The 12,329-nt window shown below is 55.5% G+C and carries 11 protein-coding genes and 1 riboswitch; of the genes, 10 read left to right on the forward strand and 1 reads right to left on the reverse strand.

The window, feature by feature from the left end; genetic code table 11:
• The first annotated feature begins 15 nt into the window (after positions 1-15).
• From ACAF76_RS06450 to ACAF76_RS06465, 4 genes are all read left to right on the forward strand, one after another.
• Positions 16-1,227: an MFS transporter gene (locus tag ACAF76_RS06450; RefSeq protein WP_400163107.1), complete on the forward strand. Its 1,212-nt coding sequence runs from the start codon at positions 16-18 to the stop codon at positions 1,225-1,227.
• A gap of 87 nt (positions 1,228-1,314) precedes the next feature.
• Positions 1,315-2,304 carry an ABC transporter substrate-binding protein gene (locus ACAF76_RS06455; protein ID WP_400163108.1) on the forward strand — a complete coding sequence of 330 codons (990 nt, stop codon included), beginning with the start codon at positions 1,315-1,317 and terminating at the stop codon, positions 2,302-2,304.
• Between the two features lie 133 nt (positions 2,305-2,437).
• Positions 2,438-3,463, forward strand: coding sequence for a FecCD family ABC transporter permease (locus tag ACAF76_RS06460; RefSeq protein WP_400163109.1), 1,026 nt, complete (start codon positions 2,438-2,440; stop codon positions 3,461-3,463).
• Positions 3,460-4,500 (forward strand): FecCD family ABC transporter permease, encoded by a 1,041-nt coding sequence (locus ACAF76_RS06465; RefSeq protein ID WP_400163110.1) that lies wholly within the window; start codon positions 3,460-3,462, stop codon positions 4,498-4,500. Before ACAF76_RS06460 ends, ACAF76_RS06465 begins: the two co-directional genes overlap by 4 nt.
• Positions 4,501-4,582: 82 nt before the next feature.
• On the opposite strand, the gene ACAF76_RS06470 is transcribed toward ACAF76_RS06465, so the two are convergent.
• Positions 4,583-5,371: a DUF1836 domain-containing protein gene (locus ACAF76_RS06470; RefSeq protein ID WP_400163111.1), complete on the reverse strand. Its 789-nt coding sequence runs from the start codon at positions 5,369-5,371 to the stop codon at positions 4,583-4,585.
• 232 nt (positions 5,372-5,603) lie between these two features.
• Between ACAF76_RS06470 and ACAF76_RS06475 the strand changes: the two genes are divergently transcribed.
• From ACAF76_RS06475 to ACAF76_RS06500, 6 genes are all read left to right on the forward strand, one after another.
• A complete protein-coding gene (locus ACAF76_RS06475) occupies positions 5,604-6,923 on the forward strand; it encodes a hemolysin family protein (protein ID WP_400163112.1) in 1,320 nt (439 codons plus the stop codon).
• 142 nt (positions 6,924-7,065) lie between these two features.
• On the forward strand, positions 7,066-7,998 hold the full coding sequence (locus ACAF76_RS06480; RefSeq protein WP_400163113.1) for a manganese-dependent inorganic pyrophosphatase: 933 nt from the start codon (positions 7,066-7,068) through the stop codon (positions 7,996-7,998).
• 107 nt (positions 7,999-8,105) lie between these two features.
• Positions 8,106-9,080, forward strand: a complete 975-nt coding sequence (locus ACAF76_RS06485) for an MBL fold metallo-hydrolase (protein ID WP_400163114.1) — start codon at positions 8,106-8,108, stop codon at positions 9,078-9,080.
• 89 nt (positions 9,081-9,169) lie between these two features.
• Positions 9,170-9,358, forward strand: a riboswitch (cobalamin riboswitch).
• Between the two features lie 138 nt (positions 9,359-9,496).
• Positions 9,497-10,486, forward strand: coding sequence for an ABC transporter substrate-binding protein (locus ACAF76_RS06490; protein WP_400163115.1), 990 nt, complete (start codon positions 9,497-9,499; stop codon positions 10,484-10,486).
• Entirely contained in the window at positions 10,487-11,533 is a 1,047-nt protein-coding gene (locus tag ACAF76_RS06495) for a FecCD family ABC transporter permease (protein ID WP_400163116.1), read from the forward strand.
• On the forward strand, positions 11,530-12,306 hold the full coding sequence (locus ACAF76_RS06500) for an ABC transporter ATP-binding protein (RefSeq protein ID WP_400163117.1): 777 nt from the start codon (positions 11,530-11,532) through the stop codon (positions 12,304-12,306). The genes ACAF76_RS06495 and ACAF76_RS06500 overlap by 4 nt, the downstream gene beginning before the upstream one ends.
• The last annotated feature ends 23 nt before the right edge of the window (positions 12,307-12,329 follow it).

Below are 12,329 nucleotides of genomic sequence, written 5' to 3' on the forward strand. Positions count from 1 at the left end.
AAGTGGAGACGGAACTTGTTCATTCTTTGTTTCGGGCAATTTCTCACCACGGCTTCCATGAGCTGCGTCACTCCGTTTTTGCCGCTGTACTTGCAGGAGCTGGGAGTTGCCGATCAGGGCGAAGTGCTCGTCTGGTCGGGTCTGATCTACGGTGCCAACCTGCTCACTGCCTTTCTCTTTTCGCCGGTTTGGGGGAAATTTGCTGATCGTTACGGGCGTAAAGTCATGCTTGTCCGCTCCGCCTTCGGCATGGCGATCACGTTTACCTTGATGGGGTTTGCGACGAGCCCTGCGCAGCTCCTGCTGCTTCGTCTGGCGAACGGAATCATGTCCGGCTTTGCTCCTGCTGCCATCGCCTTGACAGCGACAAATACGCCGCAGGAACGAAGCGGCTACGCCCTCGGTATTTTACATTCCAGCACGGTGGGCGGCAGCGTCTGCGGACCTCTGCTGGGAGCAGTGCTCGCGACCCAATTCGGCTTCAGTGCTGTATTTTGTATTACCGGGGTCAGCCTGTTTGTCGCTGCTGTGATCGTCATTTTCTGGGTCAAGGAGAAATTCGAGAAAAACCAAAGTACAGTGAAGCGAACGGACTTCGCCCAGGATTTCCGGCAGATCATCTCGCAAAAGCCTGTTGCGTCGCTGTTTGTCTCCGCTGCATTGGTCAAGGCGGCGATGATCGGCACCGTACCGCTTATCCCGCTGTACGTGCAGATGCTCGCACCCGATCAGCAAAACGTCGTCCTGCTGACAGGCGTCGCTACAGCAGCGCTGGGGATCGCCAACATGCTATCGGCGCCGCAATTGGGAAAGCTGGGCGACAGGTTCGGCACGCATCGCGTATTCAGGCTGGCAGTAATGGGAGCGATTGCGTTTATGGTTCCGCAGGCGTTTGTCCAACAATTGCCGCAATTCATCGCATTGCGGTTTTGTACAGGGGCGTGCCTGGGCGGTCTGATGCCGTCGCTCAATACGCTGATCCGCCACTACGCCCCAAAAGGCATGGAAAGCAGGACGTACAGCTATTTTCATTGCTCCGTGTTTTTGGGAGGAATCGTCGGCTCCAGCGGCATGAGCGTGCTCGCCTCGCATTTCGGGCTGCCGACTGTCTTTCTTTGTTCAGCCGCACTGCTCGCAGCCAACCAGCTTTGGCTGAAATGGAAGGTGATCCCGCATATCAGACCTGAATCGTCTGCTGATGCTGACGGGCTGGGAGGGGGCAGGTGAGTCGGGATGTGCGGCAATATGCCCCTTTATATATGAGAATGAGAATCAAATTCGAGAATGTTGATGAAAACAGAGGGGGAACGCAGCGTGTTTCGTAACAAAACATTATCCGTATTTCTTTCATCCGTTTTCCTGCTGGCATTGGTGATCGCGGGCTGCGGAGGCAGTCAGCAAGGCGCGGCGCCGAATACGCCGGCACCGGCAGAAACGCCATCTGAGGCGGCAGCGCCGCAAGCAGCCGAGACGAGATCGATCGAGCATGCGATGGGCACTACCGAGGTCACAGGCACTCCGGAAAAAGTGGTCACCTTGTTCCAGGGGGCTACCGATGCTGCCCTGGCACTAGGCGTCAAACCTGTCGGGGCTGTCGAGTCGTGGATCGAGCAGCCTTGGTATTTGTACATCCGCGACAAAATGGAGGGCGTGACCAATCTCGGTTCGGAAAACCAGCCCGACCTGGAGGGGATCATCGCCCTGCAACCGGATTTGATCATCGCATCGAAAACGCGCCATGAAGCGATTTACGAGCAGTTGTCGGCAATCGCCCCGACGGTGATGACCGAAGAAGTCCATCTGTGGAAAGATACGCTGAGCCTGTCCGCAGAAGCATTGAACAAAAAAGCGGAAGAGGAAGATTTCCTCGCCGATTGGGCGAAAACGGTCGCGGACTTCAAGGAAAAAATGGGCGATCAACTGAACCTGGAGGTAGGTATCGTCGACTTCCGTCCGGACCATGCCCGCATCGTTTACACCGGTTTTTCCGCGCTCGTCCTGGATGAGCTGGGCATCAACCGTCCGACGAGCCAGCAAGGCGAAGATTGGGGGATCAAGCTCACTTCCAAAGAGAACATCCCGCAGATGGACGCTGATCTGATTTTTGACCAGACGGCGCAAAGAGACGACGGACGACTGGATTTGCGCTCAGACTGGACCGGTCATCCGCTCTGGAAAAATTTGCGCGCTGTCGCCAACAACCGCGTGTTCGAGGTGGACGCAGCGGTGTGGAACAACGGCTCCGGTCCGCTGGCGGCGAAGGAAATGGTCGCGGATCTGTATGAGTTCTACGGATTGAAATAGCTACTAGAAAAAGGAAGCTGTTGACGGACAGTGTCGACAGTTTTCTTTTCGTACGATCAGATTTGCCTGTGCCTTATGGCTTGGCAGTTTGCGCTGTTTTCTTCATGTCCGCTCAAAAAAAGGGAGGATTGTTGTGAGACCATTGTTGCACCAGACCTTTTCAAAGGTGCTGGGTTTGGTGTTTGCCCTCATACTGCTTTCGATTTCCTTTATCGCAAGCATCGCCTTGGGAACGACCGATATTCAGTTTCAAACGGTAGTGGAATCGTTTCTCCGGTATGATATGGCTTCGGACGAGCATGTCATTATCCAGACGACCCGGCTTCCCCGCGCTGTATTTGCCAGCCTGATCGGGGCCAATCTGGCCGTCGCCGGAGCGCTGATGCAGGCCATGACGCGCAATCCGCTGGCCTCTCCGAGCATTTTCGGGATCAACTCCGGGGCGGTGTTTTTCGTCGTGCTGGCACTGGCTTTTTTGCCGATTTCACGCCTCGACCAACTGATCTGGATCGCTTTTCTGGGAGCGGGCATTTCCGCCTTTACCGTCTATTTTCTCGGCTCCCTCGGGCGCGAGGGGATGACCCCGCTGAAAATCGTGCTCGCCGGTTCTGCGATGTCGGCGCTGTTTTCCTCGATGACGCAGGGTATGCTCGTGCTCAATGAATCCGGTCTGCAAAACGTGATGTTCTGGCTGGCTGGTTCAGTGGCGGGCAAAGACATCAAGGACTTGCTGCCGGTCTTGCCCTACATGCTGGTCGCGGGGATTACCGCGCTGCTCTTGGCCTACCCGGTCAATATTTTGTCTACCGGCGAGGATGTGGCAAAAGGACTGGGGCAAAAAACTGGACTCGTCAAAGTCGTCATCGCGATCACGGTCATCCTGCTTGCAGGAAGCTCTGTCGCCGTAGCGGGCTCCATCGGCTTTGTCGGGTTGGTGATGCCGCATATCGCCCGCTTTTTCGTCGGGATCGACTATCGCTGGGTGATCCCCTACAGTGCGGTCCTCGGCGCGATATTGCTGCTGCTGGCGGATGTAGCGGGACGCTTTCTGATCATGCCCCAGGAGATGCCGCTCGGGGTGATGACAGCATTGATCGGGGTGCCATTTTTCATTTATACGGCTCGGACAGAGTTCCGCTCGAAAGGGGCTTCGCCATGAACCGGCTATTTGCTTTCCGCAGCAAGACAGGACGTTTTTCCTTTCTGTTGCCGCAAAAAACGATTGTCATCGTCAGCCTGCTGCTTGTCATACTGATCGCTGTTTTTGTGCTCAGTGTTATCCTCGGGAGCAAATTGATCTCGCCGATTGAGGTGTTTCGCACGGTCATGGGCTGGGGAACGGCGGAGAATGCCTTGGTGCTCGGCACGCTGCGGCTTCCGCGCGCTGTCCTCGCCGTGCTTGCCGGAGCGGCGCTGAGCGTATCCGGGGCGCTCTTGCAAGGGATCGTGCGCAACCCGCTCGCCTCGCCAGATATTATCGGCATTACGGGTGGGGCTGCGTGTGCAGCGGTGGCATTCATCACCTACCTGGGGGGAGCCGTCAGCATCAAATTGCTGCCGGCAGCTGCATTTACCGGCGCAGCTCTCGTCTCGCTGGTCATCTACGTCCTTGCCTGGAAGCGCGGAGTCACTTCGACGAGGCTCGTTCTGATCGGGATTGGCGTGGCCGCGGCGACGAGTGCGCTGACCATGCTGATGATTGTGCTCAGCCCGATTACTGCCGCGAGCAAGGCGTATATCTGGATGACGGGGAGCATCTACGGCGCTTCCTGGGTCCAGGTGTACACGCTGCTCCCGTGGGTGTTGCTTTTGCTGCCGGTGGCGATGCTGTACGCGCGTAATCTCAACATTCAGGAGTTGGGCGACGATGTGGCAAAAGGCTTGGGCAGTCCCGTCCAGCGCCATCGGTTCGTCCTGCTGTTTATCAGTGTGGCGCTGGCTGGTTCGGCTGTCGCGGTCGTAGGAGCGATTGGCTTCGTCGGGTTGATCGCCCCGCACATCGCGCGCAAGCTGGTCGGTCCTTCGTATGGCGGCCTGCTGCCGGTAGCGGCCCTGATCGGCAGTCTGGTGCTGTTGACCGCCGATACGATCGCGCGTACGGCATTCCTTCCCCTCGATATTCCCGCCGGGGTATTTACCGCCAGCGTAGGTGCGCCGTTTTTTATTTATCTGCTGTATCGCAGTCGACATGCATAAGACGCTTGTGTTCCGACATAAAAAAACAGGAGATCCCCTGCTGCGTATGCGAAAGGGATCTCCTGTTTTTTGCTCGCCTGCTTCACATCGGGCCGAGATTGCGCAAAAAAATCGTCGCGTTCAAGTATTGCTTGGACAGCTTCTGAAAGTAGGCAGACTGCACGGAGAGAATGGCGATGACGATCGTATTGGCGATCGCTTCCTTCTGCTCGCTGTTGAGATGGGTGAGCTCTTCCACGTAGCTTTTGGCTTTTTCCTGAATCCGGCTGTCCATCAACTGCACGTGGGCGCTTCCCGAAAACGGCTTTACCGCGGCATCCACGACGTGGTCGTTGTCGTGGTCCAGCTCTTCAAAAATCGAGGAGTATGCGGCGTACAGGTGGAGAGGGCTGAGCAGGTCGTCATCATAATCATCGGGATTGTGAAAGATAAGGGAGAAAAGTTTGCGAATCGATTCGAAGTCGAGCGTCGCTTTCAGGTCTTCCACGAGAAAGAGCAGCGCAGCCTGCTCAATCGAGTATTTTTTTCCCTGCCGTGGCGTTCCGATCCACTCCTTGATCTCGCGCTTCACCCAGTTTTGCACAGAAGTAATCGAAAAATGGGTATGCTCAATCTGATTTCCCAATGTGACGATTTCACTTAACGACAGGCCGGGGTTGCGATTCTCCTGTTTGATCAGCTTTTCCAGGATCGGCGGGAGCGAAGTGGCGATAAAGGCGGAGAAGCTCTTTCCGCTGCGAATATCCTGCTTGTGGTTGCTCGACCATGCCTTTTGCAGGATGGACAGCGGAGTGTCGGGATGCTCGCCATCGCCCTGCAAGCAGATCAGAAGCTGCGACATTTCTTTTCGGGTTAGTTGCAGAAGTTCCACATGACGTCCCCCTTTGCTACAAAAATAGATAAGTTCATGTGACCTTATATTATGATTAATCAATAGGATTTGTCAAAAGACGATTCCAGTGAAAGCCCCAATGACGTAAACTGGCAGGATCGTCGAAAATGAGTAAAAATCGACCGAAAACAGGCCTGGTGTCGTTTGCTTGGAATAGGCTGCTTTTTATACAATTACTGTAGAAGTTACAAATACAAAAGGGGATAGAACATTGTTAACTCTAAACTTGTTTCTGGTTGCTGTGCTGATTTTTCTCACTGCCTTTTTCGTCGCCACCGAGTTCGCGATCGTTCGCTTGCGTTCGAGCCGGGTAGACCAGATGGTGCTGGAAGGTCGGAAAAATGCGCTTGCTGTAAAAACAGTAACCAGTAACTTGGATGGCTACTTGTCTGCGTGTCAGTTGGGAATTACGCTTACCGCACTGGGACTCGGGATGTTGGGAAAGCCGACGGTCGAGCAAATCTTGTACCCGCTTCTCGCTCCGTTCATGTCGGCCCAGCTTGTCGGGATCATCTCGTTTATCACGGCGTACCTGCTTGTCACCTTCCTGCACGTGGTCGTTGGCGAGCTTGCTCCCAAGACGGTCGCGATCCAGAAAGCGGAATGGGTCAGCTTCGTTTGTGCCCGTCCGATCATCCTGTTCTATAAAATCATGTATCCGGCAATCTGGCTGTTGAACGGTTCCGCGACGAAATTGCTGCGACTGTTCGGGATGAAGCCCGCGAGTGAGCATGAGGAGAGCCACTCCGAAGAAGAGCTGCGCCTCATTCTCAGCGAAAGCTACGAAAGCGGAAAGATCAACCAGGCGGAGTACGGCTACGTAAACAATATTTTTAACTTTGACGAGCTACTGGCACGTGAAATCATGGTGCCGCGTACCGATATGGTGTGTCTGCATCGCACCGATTCCTTGCAAAAAATCGTGGACGTGATGAAGGAAGAACAGTACACCCGTTTTCCGGTCATCGAGGAAAGCAAAGACCAGATTGTCGGCGTGCTGAACACGAAGGAGCTGTTCCTGCGCCTGGCAGATGACAAGCAGCTTGACATCGAGAAGCTGATTCGCCCGGTAATCACGGTCTCAGAAGCGACTCCGGTCAAGGACCTGCTGAAGATCATGCAGAAAAAAGGAACGCATATCGCAGTGCTGGTTGACGAGTACGGGGGTACATCCGGAATGGTCACGATCGAAGACATCCTGGAGGAGATCGTCGGTGAGATTCGCGACGAATTCGACAGTGAAGAGAAGGCGGAGATCGAGGTGCTGAAGGGTAACGAGCACCTGATCGTCGACGGAAAAGTGCTGCTGTCCGAAGTCAACGACCTGCTCGGCGTAGACATCGACGAAGACGAAGTGGATACGATCGGGGGATGGCTGTACAGCCAGAAGCCTGCATTGAAAGAGGGCGTGGAGTGGAGGTACGGAGATCTGTCGTTCATCATCCGCAAAAAAGAAAAACACCGTATCCGCAAAATTGAGATTCGCAAGCTGGTGCCTGAGCCACAACATCAGCTGGCGCAAACCGAGTAACCGAAAACCAAAAGAGGGTGTCCCAAGGCTTTGGCCGGACGGCCCTCTTTTTTTCGCTTGCCGAACGCGCAATGACAGATGGGATTATCGGCAATTGTGTGGTATAATTTTCTCGCCAAAATACGAATAAGGGGTATGCGAAGTGGAAAAAAAACTGATCTTCGGCCATAAAAATCCGGATACCGATTCGATTTGCTCCGCATTAGTCTATGCGGACCTGAAAACAAAGCTCGGCGACAACGTAGAGCCTGTCCGTCTGGGCACGGTCAATTCCGAGACGCAGTTTGTCCTCGATTACTTCCAGGTACAGGCGCCTCGCCAGGTGGAGACTGTCGCAAACGAAGTCAAAGAAGTGATCCTCGTCGACCACAATGAGCGTCAGCAGAGCGCGTCTGACATCGAGCAGGTGCAGGTAGTGGAAGTCATCGACCACCACCGCGTAGCCAACTTCGAGACAGCCAATCCGCTCTACTTCCGCGCGGAGCCAGTGGGCTGCACGACGACGATCCTGAACAAGCTGTACAAGGAAAACGGAGTTGAGGTACCGAAGCAAATCGCCGGTCTGATGCTGTCTGCGATCATTTCCGACACGCTGCTGCTGAAATCGCCTACCTGCACCGAGCAGGACGTGAAAGCAGCGCATGAGCTTGCTGCTATCGCAGGCGTCGAGCTGGAAACGTACGGCTTGTCCATGCTGAAAGCGGGTGCTGACCTGAGCGACAAAACGATTGCGCAGTTGATCTCGCTGGACGCCAAGGAATTCCAGATGGGCAACGCCAAAGTCGAGATCGCCCAAGTCAACGCAGTCGACGTCAACGATGTGCTGGCTCGCCAGGATGAGCTGGAAGCGGCTTTGTCTGCGATTATCGCAGAAAAAGGGCTCGATCTGTTCGTCTTCGTCGTCACCGACATCCTGAACAACGACTCCTACGCGGTTGCCCTGGGCAGTGCGGCACACGCTGTGGAAAAAGCCTACAACGTCAAACTGGAGGGCAACAAAGCGCTGCTCAAAGGTGTCGTCTCCCGCAAAAAGCAAATCGTCCCGGTCTTGACCGAAACTTTTCAATCGCTGTAAGCAAACGACAATGACAACAGGAAGCTGCCGTACGTGAGGATACGGCAGCTTTTTTCCAACGTAAATACGCGTGTTTCCGCGAAAACGCTGGACAAGGAGGAAGGAATGTGGAAGAGAAAGTAGCTGGCAAAGAACCAATCGATCTGGGAAAGCGCGTCTGGCTCATCGACGGCTATGACAGTGGACTGCCTGAACGAACGGGGATTTATGTCATTGAAGAAGAGGAGCTGACGCTCGTCGAGACAGGACCTAGCCCGTCTGTTCCCTACATACGAGCCGGCCTGGAGCGGCTCGGCTACACGCTGGAGCAAGTGAAGTACATCATTCTCACCCATATTCACCTGGATCACGCAGGAGGAGCAGGTCTGCTGCTCGCGGACTGCCCGAATGCAACCATCGTCGCGCATCCCAAGGCAGTACGCCACCTCGTCGATCCGACGCGCCTGATCGCAGGGGCACAGGCGGTCTACGGGGCGTTGTTCGATTCCTTGTTTGCTCCGATCGTTGCCGTGCCGCAGGAGCGGATTGTTGCCAAGCATGACGGCGAAACCTTGCAGATTGGTCCTGCCTGCACACTTCAGTTTTTGGATACGCCGGGACATGCCAACCACCATTTCAGCATCTACGATCCGGTGAGCAACGGCATGTTTACGGGGGATACAGCGGGTGTGTACTACTGCCAGTTGGCGCGCGAAGGCGTTCCGTTTTTCCTCCCGTCCACGTCACCCAATCAGTTTGATCCGGACAAGATGCGAAGCGCGATTGCCCGCTACCGCGAGATGAAGCTCGATCGGCTGTACTTCGGCCATTTCGGCATGAGCGAGCAGGTCGAAGAAGCGTATCGCCAGGTGCTCCGCTGGCTGCCGATCTTCGTCGAGGAAGGCGAAAAGGCGTACGCCGCCGGACGCGGATACGAGCAGCTGCGCGACAGCCTGTTCGCGCGCGTGAAAGATGAGCTGCGGCAGCAGGGCGTCGACGAGGAGCACGAGCTGTTTTCCTATATCCGCATCGATGCGGAAGTCAGCGCCATGGGTCTGCTCGATTATATGCAGAAACGAGAAGCGGCAAACGCACAAGCATAAGCTGCGAACTTTCGCTTGTTCTTTTTTTCCCGCAACAATGCTATGATGGTTGTATTCTGCAAAAACGATCAGCAATGCCAACCAACATCATAGTGGTACAGTCGACAGGTGCCTCGTTGCCAGACGAGGTGAAAAGGGAAGCCGGTGCAAATCCGGCGCGGTCCCGCCACTGTAAAACGGGTAGCGCTTTCGCAAACCACTGTTTCCAAGCTGAAACGGGAAGGGGAGGGCGTCTGACACCCGCAAGCCAGGAGACCTGCCTGTCGAATATCGCGCGTTCCTTCGCGGAAAGGAGCGGCCGAATCAGGATGCCTGAAAAGCCGACCCTTTGTATGTCCATTTTGGATTCAAAGGGTTTTTCTTTTGTGCGAACGCAACCACAATGAGCAAAAAGGCAAGGGAAGGAAGAATGTACGATGAAAAGGCTTCGCAAATGGTTCATACCCGCGCTGGTGATCCTGTATTTGACAGGCTGCAGCGGCACGAGTCAGGTAACCACCCCTCAGCCTGAGACGAATCAGGGCACCCAGCAAGCGGCGGAATCTGCCGGAGAGACAGAACGCAAGACCGTCTACCCGCTGACGATCACCGATGCGACGGGCAACGAAATTACGTTTGAAAAGGCCCCTGAGCGGATCGTTTCGACGTCGCCTGCCGAAACCGAGATTTTGTTTGCCCTGGGATTGGGAGAGAATGTAGTCGGTGTTTCCGATTACGACGATTATCCTGCGGAGGCGCTGGCCAAACCAAAGGTGGGCGGCGTTACTTCGCCGAATGAAGAAGCGATTCTGGAGCAAAGCCCGGATTTGGTGATCGGCGGCATCTCCATGGAGCGACCGGTTGCGCAGAAGCTGCAATCGCTCGGCTTGCCGGTATACATTACCCATCCCTCCAGCCTGGATGAAATTATGCAAAACATTTTGACTGTCGGCATCATCACCGACCGCCAGCAGCAAGCAGAAGACGTGGTAGCGCAGATGAAAGCCGACATCAAACGGGTGTCGGATGCGCTTCAGGACATACAAGCAGACGATCAAAAGAAAGTGTACATCGAATTCGCGCCCGGCTGGACAGTAGGCAAAGGCGAGTACATGGACGAGCTGATCGCCTTGGCAAAAGGGATCAACATCGCCGGCGACACCGAGGGCTGGAATCAGATCAGCGAGGAAAAGGTGCTTCTGGAAGACCCGGATGTCATCCTTTACGCGGACGGAGTGACGGATATGACGACAGGCAAGAGCCTGGATGAGATCATCCTGAACCGCAGCGGCTGGGACAAAATCACGGCGATCCAGCAAAGTCAGGTATTCGGACTGGACCAGAACATCCTCTCACGTCCGGGTCCACGCATTACACAAGGGTTGATCGAAGTGGCAAAAGCGGTTTACCCGGATCGGGTGAAGTAAATGAAACGCAGGCTCTTGGCATGGATGGGAGTAGGCGGTATCATCCTGCTGTTTTCCACCATCGCCAGCATTTCCATGGGATCGGCCAATCTGCCGCTGTCGCAGGTGTGGATGATCATCCTCCATCAGATTCCGTTTGTTGGCGATTGGGTCCCGGTCACATGGGCGGATTCGGCGGAGCAGATCGTTATGAAGGTGCGTTTTCCTCGCGTGATTCTGGCGATTTTGGTCGGTGCTTGCCTGGCGCTGGCGGGAGCCGGCTTTCAGGGAGTTCTGCGCAATCCGCTGGCTGATCCGTATACGATGGGTGTCGCCTCGGGCGCTGCAGTAGGAGCGGCTTTTTTGATTTTATTCGGGCTTCAGTTCGCTTTTTTCGGCGAGTGGGGGATTCCGATCGTCGCCTTCGTCACGGGCTGCTGCAGCTTGTGGATCGTGCTTGGCCTGGCGAGAACCGAAGGAGTCCTTCATACCGAGCGTCTGATTTTGTCTGGCGTAGTGGTGCAGGCGTTTTTGGGCTCTTTCGTCTCGCTTATGGTCTCTTTGTCCGACAAGGTCGTCAATGAGATCGTCTTCTGGCTGATGGGCAGCCTCTCGTTTCGCGGCTGGTCGTATTCGTACGTACTGGTCCCCTATTTGCTGGTCGGCTTTCTCATCCTCGTCTCCTACGCTCGTTCGCTCAACCTGTTCGCCTTGGGAGAGCGGCAGGCAGCCCATATGGGGGTACAGGTTGACCGGACGAAGCTGATCGTCCTGCTCGTCTCTACGCTTTTGACAGCGGCGGCCGTCTCGATCGCGGGGATCGTCGGCTTCGTCGGACTGGTCGTGCCGCATCTGGTGCGACTGCTCGTCGGACCTGACTATCGGATTTTGCTGCCGGTGGCCACGGTTATGGGAGGAGTGTACGTCTTGTGGGCGGATACGCTGGCCCGTATGCTGCTCAGTCCAACCGAGCTTCCGCTGGGTGTCATTACCGCTTTTCTGGGGGCGCCGTTCTTTGCCTACCTGCTGAAACGAAACAAACGGAACAGGGAGTGGATCGGACGATGATCCGGGTAGACCAACTGGGCAAACGATACATGCACAAAACCGTGCTGCAGGCTGTGACATTTCACGTCGACAAGGGCGAGTTTTTTGGCGTCATCGGTCCGAATGGAAGCGGCAAGTCGACGCTTGTGCAGATCATGTCCGGCCTGATCCGGGGTGATGAGGGCACGGTGGCGATCGACGGGAAAAACATCGAGCGCTATTCGCGCAAGGAGCTGGCGCGCATCCTGGCTGTTCTCGAACAGGAGACGTTGCCGCCGGTCGGTTTTCAGGTGCGTGAAGTGCTGGAAATGGGAAGGTTTCCGTACCAGAACTGGCTCGGCGAAGAGCGGGAGGACGCCGGAGCGCTCGTGGATGAGATCGTGTCCTTGCTGGAGCTTGAAGATTTGCAGCACCGCACCTTGGACCGCTTGAGCGGCGGGGAAAAGCAGCGTGTTGCCTTAGGCAAGGCGCTGGTCCAAAAGCCGCGTATTCTGCTGCTCGACGAACCGACGACGTATCTGGACATCGGCTATCAAATTCAGTTGATGGATATCGTCCGAAGCTGGCAGCGGACGACGGGAGTTACGGTCGTCGCCGTGTTGCACGACCTGAATCTGGCTTCGCTTTACTGTGATCGCCTGCTGCTGTTGAACCAGGGCAGACAGGTCGAGACAGGCAGACCGGACGACATCCTGCAAAGCGGCCTGATTGAAGACGTGTACGGGACGCGTCCGATTGTGTTGGAGCATCCCGTTCACCATCTGCCGCAAATCATGCTGCGCGCCGGTGAATGACGAGTCATCGGACCTGGCAGCGA

It is taken from the genome of Brevibacillus sp. TJ4 (assembly GCF_044627595.2).
Classification (GTDB): domain Bacteria; phylum Bacillota; class Bacilli; order Brevibacillales; family Brevibacillaceae; genus Brevibacillus.

Excerpts from the sequence above, each read along its gene's own strand:
- ACAF76_RS06465 (WP_400163110.1), top strand. The coding sequence starts at position 3,460 with ATGAACCGGCTATTTGCTTTCCGCAGCAAGACAGGACGTTTTTCCTTT.
- ACAF76_RS06500 (WP_400163117.1), top strand. The coding sequence starts at position 11,530 with ATGATCCGGGTAGACCAACTGGGCAAACGATACATGCACAAAACCGTG.
- ACAF76_RS06490 (WP_400163115.1), top strand. The coding sequence starts at position 9,497 with ATGAAAAGGCTTCGCAAATGGTTCATACCCGCGCTGGTGATCCTGTAT.
- ACAF76_RS06495 (WP_400163116.1), top strand. The coding sequence starts at position 10,487 with ATGAAACGCAGGCTCTTGGCATGGATGGGAGTAGGCGGTATCATCCTG.